The sequence below is a fragment of the Edaphobacillus lindanitolerans genome (assembly GCF_900156305.1).
GTDB classification, from domain to species: domain Bacteria; phylum Bacillota; class Bacilli; order Bacillales_A; family Planococcaceae; genus Bhargavaea; species Bhargavaea lindanitolerans.
The window spans coordinates 254,156-267,541 of record NZ_FTPL01000002.1 but is presented as its reverse complement, the minus strand read 5'-3'; the positions used below and the strand labels follow the sequence as shown (position 1 = coordinate 267,541).

Here is a 13,386-nt window from a genome sequence, read left to right as displayed (position 1 = left end):
ATGTCGACAGTCGCTTTTCATACATTGGGCTGCAAAGTGAACCACTATGAGACGGAGGCGATCTGGCAGCTGTTCAAAGACGCCGGCTACGACCGGACCGACTTCGAACGGCGTTCGGACGTGTACGTCATCAATACATGCACGGTCACGAACACGAGCGACCGGAAAAGCCGCCAGGTCATCCGGCGGGCCATCCGTTCGAATCCGGATGCCGTGGTCTGCGTGACGGGCTGCTATGCCCAGACATCGTCCGCGGAAATCATGGAGATCCCGGGCGTCGACATCGTCGTCGGCACACAGGACCGGACGAAGCTGATCGGCTACATCGACCAGTTCCGCACGGAACGGCAGCCGATCAACGCCGTCGGCAACATCATGAAAAACCGGGTTTATGAGGAACTGGACGTGCCGTCCTTCACGGACCGCACGCGTGCATCCCTGAAGATCCAGGAAGGCTGCAACAACTTCTGCACCTTCTGCATCATCCCCTGGGCACGCGGGCTCATGCGGTCCCGGGACCCTCAGGAGGTCGTGCACCAGGCACAGCAGCTCGTAGATGCAGGCTACCTGGAGATCGTCCTCACCGGCATCCATACGGGCGGCTACGGCGAAGACCTGAAAGACTATAACCTCGCCCAGCTGCTGCGGGACATCGAGACGAACGTCAAAGGCCTGAAGCGCCTCAGGATCTCTTCGATCGAGGCGAGCCAGCTGACCGACGAAGTGATCGGGGTCCTGAAGGAATCGGAGATCGTCGTCCGTCACCTCCATATTCCGATCCAGTCGGGCTCCGACACCGTCCTCCGGCGGATGCGCAGGAAGTACACGATGGCGTTCTTCGCCGAGCGGCTCGAACGGCTCCGCGAGGCCCTGCCGGATTTCGCGCTGACGTCGGACGTCATCGTCGGGTTCCCGGGAGAGACCGAGGAAGAGTTCATGGAGACGTACGAGTTCATCCGCGACCACCGGTTTGCGGAGCTTCATGTGTTCCCGTATTCCCAGAGGATCGGGACACCCGCCGCCCGCATGACCGACCAGATCGACGAGCAGGTGAAAAACGAGCGGGTCCACAGGCTGATCGGCCTGAACGACCAGCTTGCGAAAGAATATGCCTCCGCCTACGAAGGCCAGGTGCTGGAAATGATTCCGGAAGAACCGTACAAGGAAGATCCGGAAAGCGGCCTGTATGAAGGCTATACGGACAATTACCTCAAAGTGGTCGTGCCGGCGGACGAATCGATGGTCGGCAAGATCGTCCGGGTGAAGATCAAAAAAGCGGGCTACCCGTACAACGAAGGCGTGTTTGTCCGGGTTCTTGAGGACAACCCCGAACCGGCAGTCTGACCGGGACCGCCCGCCTGACCGGCAGGGGAGCGGCGCGAAACCGCGTCCGCCCTCTGCTTTTTCATTTAAATCCAGAGCGGCCCGCCGCATCTACAGGAGGAATTTAGAATGACATCCAATATCGCATCCTACATCGACCATACACTCCTCAAAGCCGAAGCAACCGCGGAACAGATCATCGTTCTCTGTGCGGAAGCGAAGGTTCATTCTTTCGCCTCCGTGTGCGTAAACCCCGGATGGGTGGAAACCGCCGCACGGGAGCTGGAAGGCTCCGACGTGAAGGTCTGCACGGTCATCGGCTTCCCGCTCGGTGCGAACACGAAAGAAACGAAAGCATTCGAAACGGCCGATGCCATCGCCAAAGGCGCCGGCGAGGTCGACATGGTCATCAACATCGGCGCACTGAAAAGCGGGGACGAGCAGACCGTTGAATCGGACATCCGCGCGGTCGTCGAGGCGGCATCCGGAAAGGCGCTCGTCAAAGTGATCATCGAGACGAGCCTCCTGACGGACGATGAGAAAATCACCGCCTGCCGCCTTGCGAAGCAAGCAGGAGCGGACTTTGTCAAAACATCCACAGGATTCTCGACGGGCGGCGCGACGGTGGAAGACGTGGCGCTCATGCGCCTGACGGTCGGCGAAGAGATGGGCGTCAAGGCATCCGGCGGCGTCCGCAGCCTGGCAGACGTGGAGAAGATGATCAAGGCCGGCGCCACCCGGATCGGCGCCAGCTCCGGCGTCTCGATCATGCAGGGACTCGAGTCCTCTTCCGACTATTAATTTGTAAGATAATGATTGACCCGGTCGCCGGATTGGGCTATAATTCTTGAGTACATGAGTTATTCATGTACCGAAGTGTGCTCGGAGGGAGGGGAAAAGACATGACAAAAACTGTCGTTCGTAAAAACGAATCGCTCGAAGATGCTCTTCGCCGCTTCAAACGTACCGTTTCCAAATCCGGTACGATTCAAGAGGTCCGCAAACGCGAGTATTATGAAAAGCCAAGCGTAAAACGGAAGAAGAAATCCGAAGCTGCCCGCAAGCGCAAGTATTGATCCCCTCGGTCACCTCTGCGTCCGGAATGGCAAACCTTCAAACGAATGAACGAATATGACGAAACCGGAAATTCCCTCAGGGATTTTCCGGTTTCTTTTCATATGGGTGAAACTTTGGGCCGATTCCATCCGTAGAATAGACTATAATGGAATCAGGAATGGGGGTGAAGTCTTGAAAGCAGTCCGGTTTGTCCGGATGGTCCTTTTGCTGGTTGCTGCCGTACTCCTGTTCGCGCCGGCTGCCGGCGCCAAGGGGAAAACGGTGTTCCATGTCCCGCTGGAGAACGAAGTCGAACGGGGACTGTATGAGTTTCTTGAACGGTCCATCGCGGAAGCCGAGAAGGCCGGCGCCGATACCGTCATCCTGGAGATCAACACGCCAGGCGGCTTCGTGGACGCTGCCGGGAAGATCGCCAAGCTGATGGACAATGCGAATCCTAAAATCATCGCTTACATCAACCGGGACGCACTGTCCGCAGGGGCGTTCCTCGCGCTTCATGCCGATGAGATCTATATGGATCCCTCCGGCAGGATCGGTGCCGCACAGGTGATTGACCAGTCGGGGAATGCCGCGGACACGAAGGCGGACAGCGCCTGGCGCACGGCGATGCAAAATGCGGCGGAGTCTTCGGATCAGAATCGGGATCCGAAATACGCCCTCGCCATGGCGGACCCTGACCAGGACCTGCCCGAATACCGTGCAGGCAAGGGGCAGCTGCTCACCCTTTCCGCAAAGGAAGCCGAAAAAGTGGGTTACAGCGAAGGGACCGTCTCTTCATTTGACGAACTGCTCGAAAAGACAGGCCTGAGCGGGGCAGAGGTCGTCAATATGACCGAAACGTTCAGTGAGAAGCTAGCACGGTTCATCACAAATCCGGTCGTCGTGCCGATCCTGCTGTCGATTGCAGGACTCGGACTCATCGTCGAATTGTATTCGCCGGGATTTGGTGTGCCGGGTACGATGGGCGTGTCGGCAATCCTGCTGTTCTTCTACGGTCACCTTGTTGCCGGCCTCGCCGGATATGAAGCGATCCTGCTGTTCGTTCTCGGGATCGGCCTCCTTGTCGCCGAACTGTTCGTATCGGGCGGCATCCTCGGAGTCGCCGGTGCGGCGGCCGTCGTCGGCGGGATCATCATGGCGGGCGGAGACCCGCTCGTGATGGGTGTGTCCGTCGCGATCGCGCTCGTCATCATGGTAATGGGAATGGTGATCCTCATGAAATTCTTCGGTAAGCGGCTGCATCTGTTGAGCAAGCTTGTGCTCATGGATTCGACCGACACGGAAAGCGGCTACGTCTCAAACAAGAACCGGCTGGAGCTGATCGGCAGAAAAGGGGTCTCCCTCACTGCGCTCCGCCCGTCCGGCGCCGTCCGGCTCGACAATGAAATGCTGGACGTCGTCACGGAAGGAAGTTTCATCGAAAAAGACAAAGAAGTACAAGTGATCAAGGTGGAAGGTTCCCGTATTGTTGTCAGGGAAGTGAAAGCCGACTAGGAGGAAAAAGAATGTTAGGTTTCGGAACAATCGGGCTGATCATCGTCGTATTTCTGGTGATCATCGCCCTGTCCATCTTCTTCACGTTCGTGCCGGTGGCACTGTGGATCTCTGCGCTTGCCGCGGGCGTGAAGGTGAGCATCTTCACGCTCGTCGGAATGCGTCTTCGCCGGGTCATCCCGAGCAGGATCGTCAATCCCCTCATCAAGGCGCACAAAGCCGGCCTGGATGTCGCCATCAACCAGCTGGAGAGCCACTATCTCGCCGGAGGTAACGTGGACCGGGTCGTCAACGCGCTCATCGCGGCGCACCGTGCAAACATCGCCCTGTCCTTCGAGCGGGCTGCGGCCATCGACCTTGCCGGACGCGACGTGCTCGAAGCCGTCCAGATGTCCGTCAACCCGAAAGTCATCGAAACGCCGTTCATCGCCGGTGTCGCGATGAACGGGATCGAAGTGAAGGCGAAAGCCCGGATCACCGTCCGTGCGAACATCGACCGCCTCGTCGGGGGTGCCGGCGAAGAAACGATCGTTGCACGTGTCGGCGAAGGCGTCGTCTCGACAATCGGTTCCGCACAGCACCACAATGTCGTACTTGAGAACCCGGATATGATCTCCCAGACGGTCCTCGCCAAAGGACTTGACTCCGGAACGGCTTTTGAAATCCTGTCCATCGATATCGCGGACGTGGACATCGGCAAGAACATCGGTGCAGAGCTCCAGACCGAACAGGCGGAAGCCGACAAGAAAATCGCCCAGGCGAAAGCCGAAGAACGCCGTGCAATGGCGGTTGCCGGCGAGCAGGAAATGCGCGCCAAAGTCGGAGAGATGCGCGCGAAGGTCGTCGAGGCGGAGGCCGAAGTTCCGCTCGCCATGGCGGCTGCGCTCCGGGACGGCAACATCGGCGTCATGGACTATGTGAATTACCATAATATCCAGGCGGACACAACGATGCGCGAAGCGCTCGGCAAAGTGGGCACAGACCAGTCATCCGGAGCAGGCAGGGACAAATAATTGACCCGGATCCGGATAGAAAGGGGATGAGGCCATGGAACCAATCATCCTTCTGATCATTTCCCTCATCGTGGGTTCCCTGATGAAGGGGAATGACAAAAAGAAAGCGCCCGGCAAGCCCGGCCCGGTCCAGACCAAGCCGGTTCCCAAACCGGCGCGTAAACCCGAACAGCCCGCCGGCGGGCTCAGGGAACTGACCCGCCAGCTGTACGAAGATCTTCAGCAGGAAGTCAAGAAGGAAATGAAGGAGTTCCGTGAAGATCCGCGGGAAGAGCGGAAAACAGAGACGGAGCAGAAGAAACGGACGGAAAAGCCGCAGCTTCCGAAGACGGCCGAGCCCCAGAGGAAGAAAGGGCGCGAGCCTTCCCAGCGAAGGAGTGCGGTCCATGCAGATGACCTGACGGCAGACCGGCCCATCGATGATCCGATCACACTCGGGGAAATCGGGTCTTCCCGGCTTCTTCCGGAGACGAGGGACGACCTCGTCCGCGGCGTCATCTTCTCGGAGATTCTCGGACCGCCAAAAGCGCGGCGCAAATAATCATGCAACCCCCTCGGCTTTCATAAAATGAAGGCCAAGGGGGTTTTTCTATGCGCAGATTTTTAAAAATGGTCCCGTTCCTGGAAATTGAAGACCACCGGACGCTCCGTCTCAACGGTGTTTTCAAGGTGGAAAAGATCGGGTCGAGATTGGTGAATATACGGATTGCACCCTATGCCCTGTCGCTTGAAGGCGAAGAGGTGGTGGTCGATGAAATCGGGGAGGAAGCCGCCCTCATCACGTTCGGCCGGCTTGACCGGCTCACATTGATCCGGACGAGAGACCATGCGGACTGACGTGCTGAGACGGCCGGGCAGGATCCTCGTCGAGGTCAGGGGAGATCACGCGGACGCCTTCCTGTCCGATGCGGCGGCCAGGGGGATCGGTGTCCGGAATGTCCGGCGGGAGGAGGAAGTGCTCCTCTTCTCCGCCAGGAAGGCGGACATGCCCGCACTCCGGAAACTCAGGAGAAGGCACCGGGTCCGGCTCCGCCTTTTCGGCGAATCAGGGCACATGGAGCGGTTCCTGTCTTGGCAGAGCCTCTCGGGGTTTGTGCTGTTCCTCCTGCCGCCGCTCATTCTCTCCATGTTCATCTGGACGGTGGATGTCGCCGGCGGCGTGCCGGAGAGGGAGGAGCGGATCAGTGAGTGGCTGGGCAAGCAGGGCATGACCGCCCCGATGAGGATGGGGCAGGTGCCGGATGAGGGGAAGATCCGGAACGCGCTCATGTCCGCGGACCCCGGCCTGGCATGGGTGCGGGTGGAGCTGAGGGGCGGCAGGCTGACCGTCCATGCCATCGAGGCGCCGAAAGCCGGGACCGGTTCGGGCCAAAAAGAAGCGCCTGCCCATCTGGCAGCCTCCCGGCGTGCGGTTGTCACGAGATTTGAATTGACGAGCGGCGTCCGGAACGTCCTGCCGAATACAACAGTGGAAAAAGGGGACATACTGGCATCAGGCATCGTCACACAGGGGGACAAGTCTGTCATGACCGGCGCCGAAGGCAAGGTATACGGCGACTACTTCCAGGAGATGCACTTCTCGATTCCGGCACGTGTCCGATACTCGCAGCTCAACGGCCGCGAATTCAAGATCGCCCTAGGGGAGAGCAGAGAGAAATCCGCCGACGGAAACTGGCGGCAGCTCCGGCTCCCCCGGCCCCTGTCCGGCATGCTGTCCATCGGCGAGACATCGGCCGTCCGCCAGCGGTCTTTCCAACTGGAGGAAGAGAACGGGGAAGAACTGATCCTCGGGATCCTGAGGGAAAAACTTCGCCGCTCGCTGACACCCGGCGCAAAGGTAAAAGATGAAAAAATTTTGCGTGTGGATTATGATAATGATAAAGTAGAGGGGACCATATTATTTCTCATAAATGAAAATATTGCCGTAAGAAAACAGGTAGCCCAAGGAGACTGATCATTTGGAAGACAACACGGTACAACTGCATGTGGAGGACCCGAATGAAGCGGTCATGCTGCTCGGCATTTCCGACCAAAACATGAAGCTGCTGGAGGCGGAGCTCGGCGTCCGGATCCTCACCCGCGGAGGCGTCATCACGGTCCAGGGGGACGCGGAAGCGTCCGGGACAGCGAGAGAAATGCTCGGCCAGCTGCTGAAGGTGATCCGAAAAGGGATCAATATCGGACTGCGGGACGTTTCCACTGCGCTGGAAATGACGAAGAACGGGACAATTGAATATTTTGCGGAACTATATGACGAAGAAATTGCCCGCAACACGAAAGGCAAGGCGATCCGGGCCAAGACGATCGGCCAGCGGGAGTATATCCATGCCATCCGCGGCCAGGACATGGTGTTCGCAATCGGGCCGGCGGGGACGGGAAAGACGTATCTGGCTGTGGTCATGGCCGTACAGGCGATGAAAAACGGGCAGGTCAAGCGGATCATCCTCACGAGGCCGGCCGTGGAAGCCGGGGAAAACCTCGGCTTTCTGCCCGGGGACCTCAAAGAGAAGGTCGACCCTTATCTGCGTCCGCTCTACGATGCGCTGTACGATGTGCTCGGATCCGAGCAGACCGAGCGCCTGATGGAGCGGGGGACGATCGAGATCGCACCGCTCGCGTACATGCGCGGACGCACGCTCGACGATGCGTTCGTCATCCTGGATGAGGCACAGAACACGACAAAGGCCCAGATGAAGATGTTCCTGACGCGGCTCGGATTCGGCTCAAAGATGGTCGTGACCGGTGACAAGACCCAGATCGATCTGCCGCGAGGCACGGAATCGGGCCTCATGGTCGCGGAGAAGATACTTGCCGGGGTCCAGGGGATCCATTTTCAGGAGTTCGAACAGGGAGACGTTGTCCGCCATCCGCTTGTCGCCCGAATCATCGAGGCGTACGAGAAAGCGTCGGACCGTTAACTGAACAGTCGTTCATGATTGCCGCAGAGGGCAGGGTGCATGGCATCTGCAGATCAACCGGTCGGGAAGACCCTGACACTGTCATGGCAGGCCGGCAGCCGGAGCGACGGCTGTCCGGGCTGACTGGGACAGCGGGGCACCGAGCCGGTGCATCTTCAGAGTCCGGATGCGATCCTGCCCTCTGCTTCTTTTTGTTTCAGCGATTTTTGCGTTAAACGGTATGTCAAAGGGGCAGAGAGAGAGACCCGCATGCCGCAAAAGGGGGGATATCCATGCTTCAGAGCCTGAGGCGCCTGCTCGACCGCTTTTCATTTGCAGGTCTTTCTGCAGCCGGTCTTTCATTGGCGGCGGTTCTGGCGTTTGTCGTCATGCTTGGCAGCGTGAAGGACGAAACCTATGACATCCGGCTTTTCCAGCTGGCCAACGAGACGATCCGTGCCCCGAAGACGGTGGAAGATCCCGTCAAGACGGAGGAGGAGCGGGAACGGGCCGCCTCGGAGATCACACCGGTCTATGATTTCGACGAAGAGGCGGCAAAGAACCGCTCTGCGCTTGTGCGTTCCATCTTTGATTTTGCCATCGAGGCAAAAGGAGAAGGGAAGCCGGATGACAAGGACACTGCATCGGGCGCTTCGGCCAAGCAGCTCGATCTCCTGAAGGACAAGCTGTCCCACCTGGAAGATACGGAAGGATCGTTCAGCCTGGATGACGGCATGCTCAAGAGCCTGATCACGGCCGATAAAGAGGAACTGGAATCAGCAAGGGATTCCGTTTCCAACATTGTCGGCCGGGTGATGGAACAGCCGGTCCGGGAAGGGGAGCTGACCGAGGCCAAGGCGGAGACGGAACGGATGATCGCCAGGGCCGCGGTTGCCGAAACGCTCCGGGACACGGCGACCGCCATCGGACGGGAGAGCATCATCGCCAACGACAGACCGGACGAAAGCAAGACGGAGGAACGGATCGGCCAGGCAAAGGCATCCGTTGAGCCGACGCGGATCCTTCAGGGACAGGTCATCGTGCAGGAAGGGCAGATCATCGACCGTGAAGTATACCGGCAGCTCGAGCTTGCCGGCCTGCTCAACGAGAAATCATCTTCCCGTCCCGCCGCTGGACTCGCTTTGTTCACCGGCCTGACGTTCTGGTTCATTTACAGGCATTTCAAGAGGATCGATGACCCGGACCGGGTGAAGAAGAAATGGCTCGCCATCGTCCTCGTCATCTATTTCCTCATCCTGACCGCAATGAGGATCCTTGCCGGACTGGAGAAGGATTTTGACATGACGGTCGCCTATGCGTTCCCGACCGCTCTCGTCCCTCTGCTGCTCCGATTGCTGGCGGACCGGAAACTTGCGTTGATCATGACCGTCCTCATCGCCGTCACCGGCGGGCTTGTCCTGCATGAAGGCTATTCCTCCGTCATCAACATGGAGTTTGCCCTCTATATGTTATTCGGCGGACTCGCGGGCTATTATCTCATCCAGGAAGACGGCAGGCGATCGAGCATCCTGGCGACCAGCCTCGGCGTGTCGGTCGTCAACGCCATCTATATCCTGTTCCACATGCTCATGCTCCGCTCCCAGTTCGATGTGACCGAACTGACGATTTACATGGCGGCGGCCCTCGTGTCGGGGCTACTTTCCGGGGCGCTCACGATCGGGACGATGCCGTTCTTCGAGTCCCTGTTCGGGATCCTTTCCGATATGCGTCTTGTGGAACTGTCCAACCCGAACCACCCGCTGCTCAAAAAAATCCTGACCGAAACGCCGGGCACCTATCACCATAGCGTGATGGTGGCGAACCTGTCGGATGCAGCCTGCGAGGCCATCGGGGCGAACGGCCTCCTCGCGCGGGTCGGCAGCTATTATCACGATATCGGGAAAACGGTCCGGCCCGCGTTCTTCATTGAGAACCAGATGAACGGGGTCAATCCGCATGACGCGCTTCCGCCGGACAAGAGCCGGGACATCATCATCGCCCACGCGTCGGACGGCGCCTCGATCCTGAGCGCGCAGAAAATGCCCGAAGAATTGGTGGACATCGCCAGGCAGCACCACGGGACGAGCCTCCTGAAGTTTTTCCTCGTAAAGGCGAAAGAGACGGACCCGGATGTCCCGGAACAGCATTACCGGTACCCGGGACCGAAGCCGCAGACGAGGGAAATCGCCGTCATTTCGATTGCGGACAGCTGCGAGGCGGCTGTTCGGTCGATGAAGAACCCGACGCCCGAAAAGATCGAAAAACTTGTCTGGACGATCATCCGCGATAAAATGAATGACGGACAGTTTGATGAATGTGACCTGAGCTTCAAGGAATTGAAGAAGGTCGGGGATGTCATCTGTACGACACTGAACGGAATATTCCATAACCGGATCGAGTATCCGGAATAAGAGGTGAACAAAATGGCGCTCATGATTGATTTGATGGACGAAACGGGAAGTCTCCGCCAGCAGGACGAAGAGCTGATCCGCGGTCTTCTCCGCCATGCGGCCGAGATAGAGGAGATTCACGGGGAGGCCGAACTGTCGGTCTCATTCGTGGATGACGAGGCGATCCGGGAAGTGAACCGGGACTACCGGGACAAGGACCGGCCGACCGATGTCATTTCGTTTGCAATGGAAGAGACGGTCGAGGGCGAAGAGCCTGTGGCGGAGCCCGAGGGAATGCCGAGAATGCTTGGCGATATCATCATCTCCGCGGAAACGGCCGAGCGCCAGGCGGAAGAATACGGCCATTCGCGCGAACGGGAGCTCGGCTTCCTCGCCCTGCACGGCTTCCTCCATCTGCTGGGCTATGACCACATGACGGAAGCGGACGAACGCAAGATGTTCGGAAGGCAGGACGCCATTCTGGATTCGTTCGGACTGGGACGTGGACAGGATGGACGTCCGTAAGCTGTTCCGTTCATTCCGGTATGCGGGCAAGGGATTCGTGCAGACGGTCCGTGCCGAACAGAACTTCCGGTTCCATCTCCTGTCGGGCGCAGCAGTGCTGTTCGCCGGATGGCTGACGGGCCTCTCGAAGGCCGAGTGGATGATCATCCTCCTGCTGATCGCGGGGATGCTCTCCCTCGAACTGGTGAACACGGCAGTGGAGCGGGTCGTCGACAAGGCGTCTCCCGAACCGCATCCGCTGGCGGGGCAGGCAAAGGATGCGGCGGCCGCGGCGGTGCTCGTGTTTGCAACGTCGAGTGCCGTCATCGGATTTATGATCTTTCTGCCGAAGTGGTGGAATCTATTTAATTGAAGGTGGGAACGGCCATGGAAAAACATCAATTGATCGAACAGGCAAAAACGGCCCGCGAGCGGGCATACGTGCCGTACTCGAAGTTTCCGGTGGGAGCGGCGCTCCTGACTAGGCACGGGCAGGTTTACAAGGGCTGCAACATCGAAAACTCCGGATTCAGCATGACAAACTGTGCGGAGCGGACGGCCTTTTTCAAGGCGATCTCCGAAGGCGACACGGAATTTGAGGCGCTGGCGGTCGTGGCGGACACGCCCGGGCCCGTCTCCCCGTGCGGCGCCTGCCGGCAGGTCATTTCAGAATTCTGCCCCGGTGACATGCCGGTTTACCTGACAAACCTGCAAGGGGATGTCCAGGAAACGACCGTAGCAGAACTGCTCCCGGGGGCGTTTAAATCGGAGGATATGCATCATGGGACAAAATGACGGATTCCGCTCGGGCTTCATTTCGATCATCGGCCGGCCGAATGTCGGCAAGTCGACTTTCCTGAACCGGGTGGTCGGCCAGAAAATCGCGATCATGAGCGACAAGCCGCAGACGACGAGAAACAAAGTCCAGGGTGTCGTGACGACCGGAGACAGCCAGATGATCTTCATCGATACGCCGGGTGTCCACAAGCCAAAGCACAAGCTGGGCGATTTCATGATGAAAGTCGCGAAAAACACGCTCAAGGAAGTCGATGCCGTCCTGTTCATGGTGAACGCGGACGAGCGGATCGGCAAAGGGGACCGGTTCATCATCGAGATGCTTGCGGAAAGCAAGACGCCGATCATCCTCGTCATCAACAAGATCGACCTGGTCCATCCGGATGAACTGATCGAGATCATCGGGTCGTACAAGGACCTGCTGGCGTTCGCTGAAGTCGTTCCGATCTCGGCACTTCAAGGCAACAACGTCGACCGGCTGCTGGATGTCGTGAAGGCATACCTGCCGGAAGGCCCGCAGTATTATCCGGCCGACCAGGTGACCGACCATCCCGAACGGTTCATCATCTCCGAACTGATCCGGGAAAAGGCGCTCCATCTCACCCGCGAGGAGATTCCGCATTCGATTGCCGTCGTGATCGAGCGGATCGCAAAGCGCGAAGGCGAGGAAACGGTCGACATCCAGGCGACGATCATCGTCGAACGGGACTCCCAGAAGGGAATCGTCATCGGGAAGCGCGGCGCACTCCTGAAGGAAATCGGCACGCGTGCCCGCAAAGACATCGAGATGCTGCTCGGCAGCAAAGTGTACCTCGAACTTTGGGTGAAAGTGCAGAAAGACTGGCGGAACCGGCAGTCCCAGCTTAGAGAGTACGGTTTCAGGGAAGACGAATACTGACGGGGCGCGGGCGGCTTGCCCGCGCTTTTCAACATCCCGCAGTGCGGGGGAGGGAAGAACATGCTGAATAAATGGGAAGGAATCATCCTCCGGACCGGCCCCTACGGCGAATCCAATAAAGTGGTCACGATGCTGACCCGGGAGGCGGGCAAGATCTCGGCGATGGCCAGAGGGGCGAAAAAGCCCGCAAGCCGGCTGGCCGGCGTCACGCAGCCATTCACACACGGCCTCTATCTGGTCAGATCCGGCCGGGGGATGGGGACGCTTCAGTCCGGGGATCCGCTTGAACCGATGCGATTTTTGCACCAGGATATCACGGCCGCGGCATATGCCAGCTACATCGCGGAGCTGATGGACAGGCTGGTCGAGGACGGCCGTCCGGCACCGGCGGAGTTCGGGCTGCTCCTGCAGGCTTTTCATGCGATCAACGAGGAGTATGACCCCGAAGCCATCACCCTGTTCGTCGAATGGAAGATGCTCCCCGTCGCCGGGGTGTATCCCGTCCTTCATCAGTGCGCGAACTGCGGGGCGACGGAAGGGGAATTCGCCTATTCGTTCAGGGAGAACGGCTTTCTCTGCCACCGCTGCTTCGAACTGGACCGGCATCTGGTCCGGCTCAGTCCTGCGCAGGTCCGGCTCATCCGGACGTTTTATACGGTACCGATCGAGCAGGTCGGCAAGCTGACCCTGAAGCCCGCCACCAAGGCATTCATGAGGAAGCTTGTCCGCACGATCTACGATGAACAGGTCGGCATCCGGCTCAAGTCTGCCGCTTTCCTGGACCAGCTTTCCCGGATGCCCGAATTCAGGAGGGACGCACCCGCGGCAGAGGATGAACCGGAAACGGAAAGCAGCGAACAGGAACCGCAGGGCGGGGAGGAGTGATCTCCCGCCCTGCGTTTTTTCGTGTCATGACTTCCGGTGACAACCCGGAAAAACAGGACACCAAAAAGCCTGCCGTGCACAATCGCACGGCAGGCTATATTTATCCGTAG

The 13,386-nt window shown here is 58.9% G+C and carries 15 protein-coding genes; all 15 read left to right on the top strand.

Annotated features, from left to right (window positions below):
• The 15 genes from mtaB to recO all read left to right on the top strand — a co-directional run bounded on the left by mtaB (nucleotide 1) and on the right by recO (nucleotide 13,276).
• Complete coding sequence (mtaB, locus tag B0B07_RS07420; protein WP_076757760.1) at nucleotides 1–1,344, top strand: tRNA (N(6)-L-threonylcarbamoyladenosine(37)-C(2))-methylthiotransferase MtaB; 1,344 nt, start codon at nucleotides 1–3, stop codon at nucleotides 1,342–1,344.
• A 108-nt stretch (nucleotides 1,345–1,452) separates the two neighbouring features.
• Nucleotides 1,453–2,124 carry a deoxyribose-phosphate aldolase gene (gene deoC / locus B0B07_RS07415; protein WP_076757759.1) on the top strand — a complete coding sequence of 224 codons (672 nt, stop codon included), beginning with the start codon at nucleotides 1,453–1,455 and terminating at the stop codon, nucleotides 2,122–2,124.
• A gap of 101 nt (nucleotides 2,125–2,225) precedes the next feature.
• Nucleotides 2,226–2,399, top strand: a complete 174-nt coding sequence (gene rpsU, locus B0B07_RS07410) for a 30S ribosomal protein S21 (protein WP_076757758.1) — start codon at nucleotides 2,226–2,228, stop codon at nucleotides 2,397–2,399.
• A gap of 172 nt (nucleotides 2,400–2,571) precedes the next feature.
• Nucleotides 2,572–3,894 carry an NfeD family protein gene (locus B0B07_RS07405; protein WP_234982303.1) on the top strand — a complete coding sequence of 441 codons (1,323 nt, stop codon included), beginning with the start codon at nucleotides 2,572–2,574 and terminating at the stop codon, nucleotides 3,892–3,894.
• An 11-nt stretch (nucleotides 3,895–3,905) separates the two neighbouring features.
• Nucleotides 3,906–4,907 carry a flotillin-like protein FloA gene (floA, locus tag B0B07_RS07400; RefSeq protein ID WP_076757757.1) on the top strand — a complete coding sequence of 334 codons (1,002 nt, stop codon included), beginning with the start codon at nucleotides 3,906–3,908 and terminating at the stop codon, nucleotides 4,905–4,907.
• Nucleotides 4,908–4,941: 34 nt separating this feature from the next.
• Entirely contained in the window at nucleotides 4,942–5,448 is a 507-nt protein-coding gene (locus B0B07_RS07395) for a hypothetical protein (protein ID WP_076757756.1), read from the top strand.
• 50 nt (nucleotides 5,449–5,498) lie between these two features.
• Nucleotides 5,499–5,744: a hypothetical protein gene (locus tag B0B07_RS07390; RefSeq protein ID WP_076757755.1), complete on the top strand. Its 246-nt coding sequence runs from the start codon at nucleotides 5,499–5,501 to the stop codon at nucleotides 5,742–5,744.
• The gene (locus tag B0B07_RS07385; protein WP_076757754.1) at nucleotides 5,734–6,861 is read left to right on the top strand and encodes a sporulation protein YqfD; all 1,128 of its coding nucleotides are present in this window, start codon (nucleotides 5,734–5,736) and stop codon (nucleotides 6,859–6,861) included. Before B0B07_RS07390 ends, B0B07_RS07385 begins: the two co-directional genes overlap by 11 nt.
• A 55-nt stretch (nucleotides 6,862–6,916) precedes the next feature.
• Entirely contained in the window at nucleotides 6,917–7,825 is a 909-nt protein-coding gene (locus tag B0B07_RS07380; protein ID WP_076758396.1) for a PhoH family protein, read from the top strand.
• 272 nt (nucleotides 7,826–8,097) lie between these two features.
• On the top strand, nucleotides 8,098–10,215 hold the full coding sequence (locus B0B07_RS07375) for an HD family phosphohydrolase (RefSeq protein WP_076757753.1): 2,118 nt from the start codon (nucleotides 8,098–8,100) through the stop codon (nucleotides 10,213–10,215).
• 12 nt (nucleotides 10,216–10,227) lie between these two features.
• On the top strand, nucleotides 10,228–10,719 hold the full coding sequence (gene ybeY, locus B0B07_RS07370; RefSeq protein WP_076757752.1) for an rRNA maturation RNase YbeY: 492 nt from the start codon (nucleotides 10,228–10,230) through the stop codon (nucleotides 10,717–10,719).
• On the top strand, nucleotides 10,706–11,071 hold the full coding sequence (locus tag B0B07_RS07365; RefSeq protein ID WP_076758394.1) for a diacylglycerol kinase family protein: 366 nt from the start codon (nucleotides 10,706–10,708) through the stop codon (nucleotides 11,069–11,071). Before ybeY ends, B0B07_RS07365 begins: the two co-directional genes overlap by 14 nt.
• A 14-nt stretch (nucleotides 11,072–11,085) precedes the next feature.
• Nucleotides 11,086–11,493 (top strand): cytidine deaminase, encoded by a 408-nt coding sequence (locus tag B0B07_RS07360; RefSeq protein ID WP_076757751.1) that lies wholly within the window; start codon nucleotides 11,086–11,088, stop codon nucleotides 11,491–11,493.
• Nucleotides 11,480–12,391 carry a GTPase Era gene (gene era / locus B0B07_RS07355; RefSeq protein ID WP_076757750.1) on the top strand — a complete coding sequence of 304 codons (912 nt, stop codon included), beginning with the start codon at nucleotides 11,480–11,482 and terminating at the stop codon, nucleotides 12,389–12,391. The genes B0B07_RS07360 and era overlap by 14 nt, the downstream gene beginning before the upstream one ends.
• Before the next feature lie 60 nt (nucleotides 12,392–12,451).
• Entirely contained in the window at nucleotides 12,452–13,276 is an 825-nt protein-coding gene (gene recO / locus B0B07_RS07350) for a DNA repair protein RecO (RefSeq protein WP_076757749.1), read from the top strand.
• The last annotated feature ends 110 nt before the right edge of the window (nucleotides 13,277–13,386 follow it).

Excerpts from the sequence above, each read along its gene's own strand:
- mtaB (WP_076757760.1), top strand. The coding sequence starts at position 1 with ATGTCGACAGTCGCTTTTCATACATTGGGCTGCAAAGTGAACCACTAT.
- deoC (WP_076757759.1), top strand. The coding sequence starts at position 1,453 with ATGACATCCAATATCGCATCCTACATCGACCATACACTCCTCAAAGCC.
- rpsU (WP_076757758.1), top strand. The coding sequence starts at position 2,226 with ATGACAAAAACTGTCGTTCGTAAAAACGAATCGCTCGAAGATGCTCTT.
- floA (WP_076757757.1), top strand. The coding sequence starts at position 3,906 with ATGTTAGGTTTCGGAACAATCGGGCTGATCATCGTCGTATTTCTGGTG.
- B0B07_RS07395 (WP_076757756.1), top strand. The coding sequence starts at position 4,942 with ATGGAACCAATCATCCTTCTGATCATTTCCCTCATCGTGGGTTCCCTG.
- B0B07_RS07390 (WP_076757755.1), top strand. The coding sequence starts at position 5,499 with ATGCGCAGATTTTTAAAAATGGTCCCGTTCCTGGAAATTGAAGACCAC.
- B0B07_RS07385 (WP_076757754.1), top strand. The coding sequence starts at position 5,734 with ATGCGGACTGACGTGCTGAGACGGCCGGGCAGGATCCTCGTCGAGGTC.
- B0B07_RS07380 (WP_076758396.1), top strand. The coding sequence starts at position 6,917 with ATGCTGCTCGGCATTTCCGACCAAAACATGAAGCTGCTGGAGGCGGAG.
- B0B07_RS07375 (WP_076757753.1), top strand. The coding sequence starts at position 8,098 with ATGCTTCAGAGCCTGAGGCGCCTGCTCGACCGCTTTTCATTTGCAGGT.
- ybeY (WP_076757752.1), top strand. The coding sequence starts at position 10,228 with ATGGCGCTCATGATTGATTTGATGGACGAAACGGGAAGTCTCCGCCAG.
- B0B07_RS07365 (WP_076758394.1), top strand. The coding sequence starts at position 10,706 with ATGGACGTCCGTAAGCTGTTCCGTTCATTCCGGTATGCGGGCAAGGGA.
- B0B07_RS07360 (WP_076757751.1), top strand. The coding sequence starts at position 11,086 with ATGGAAAAACATCAATTGATCGAACAGGCAAAAACGGCCCGCGAGCGG.
- era (WP_076757750.1), top strand. The coding sequence starts at position 11,480 with ATGGGACAAAATGACGGATTCCGCTCGGGCTTCATTTCGATCATCGGC.
- recO (WP_076757749.1), top strand. The coding sequence starts at position 12,452 with ATGCTGAATAAATGGGAAGGAATCATCCTCCGGACCGGCCCCTACGGC.